The following is a 1,007-nucleotide window of genomic DNA, read 5'->3' on the forward strand; positions in this document are numbered from 1 at the left end:
CTGAGCGAAGGTGAGTGCCTTGGACGGGCGCCCCACCTGTCCCTGCGGCACCGAGCACAGCGCAACGACGTTCCGCTTCACCTTGTCCCACGCCATGGCCCGCTTAACCGAGCGGTTGAGGCAGGAATAGATCCCCTGGAGCGTGCGCGTGCTGAGCGTCTTTGCCTTGGTGGCCAGCCAGCGGTCTACGTCCTCCGCGCTCAGGTCACGAAGCTTGCGAGCGCCGAGGGACAGGATGACGTGCTTCTGACTCAGCAGGGTCACCGTCTCGACAGTGGTGGGGTCGAGGCCCGCCAGACCGTACGTCAGCCAGTCCGACATCGCATCCTTGACGGTGTAGCCGGTCGGCGCTATGGCAAGGCCGTCTTCGTAGTCGCGCAACACCTCTTTGAGCTTGGTCTTGGCCTCCGTCTTGGTCTTGCCGCTGGCCCGCTTCACGATCCGCTTGCCGCTGGCGTCGTAGCCGAGACTCGCCGTGGCGATCCAACGCTGCCACTTCTCACCCCAGTGGAGACCGCCGTCCCCCCGGCTCCGTCGCTTCGTCATCAGGCTGCCTCCCCCAGGTCCATACGCGAAGCGAGGTATGTACGCACCGCCTCAGCTGGAATCCGGCGGCTACGGCCGATGGTCAACGACGGCAGTTCGTTGGTCCGGATGAGGTCATAGACCTTGGTTCGACCGATCTTCAGCGCGGCCGTGACCTCACGGACCGTCAGGAGTTCCTCAGTCATCCCACTCCCCCATGTCTTGAAGGTCCGTCAGGGCTTCGCGTGCTGTCTCTCGGCTCAGTCGGATCTCCTTCGCGATGGTGGCGGCGAGCCAGGATTCGCCGGGGGTGTGGCCTTGTCCGGCGTAGGTCCAGTGGGCGAGCACGAGCGTGGAACCCTCCGAGTCGTCGAGGTCTTCGGAGAGCCCGCGTTCGCGGCGTTCCTGGCGGACTCGGTAGTCGGCGCGCACCTGGCGCAGAGCGCCGAGGGTGGTCGAGTAGCGGCGGGACTTGGTGGAGA

Annotated in this window: 3 protein-coding genes; all 3 read right to left on the reverse strand. The window is 65.6% G+C overall.

The features are described from left to right. A partial coding sequence (locus ACPC54_RS42400; protein WP_498973128.1) for a site-specific integrase occupies positions 1-546 on the reverse strand: 546 nt, incomplete at its 3' end. Continuing rightward, entirely contained in the window at positions 546-731 is a 186-nt protein-coding gene (locus tag ACPC54_RS42405) for a helix-turn-helix domain-containing protein (RefSeq protein WP_351588069.1), read from the reverse strand. The genes ACPC54_RS42405 and ACPC54_RS42400, both read right to left, overlap by 1 nt. Beyond that, a partial coding sequence (locus ACPC54_RS42410; RefSeq protein ID WP_498973130.1) for a replication initiator occupies positions 724-1,007 on the reverse strand: 284 nt, incomplete at its 5' end. The genes ACPC54_RS42410 and ACPC54_RS42405, both read right to left, overlap by 8 nt.

It is taken from the genome of Kitasatospora sp. NPDC094028, assembly GCF_049543595.1.
GTDB lineage: Bacteria > Actinomycetota > Actinomycetes > Streptomycetales > Streptomycetaceae > Kitasatospora.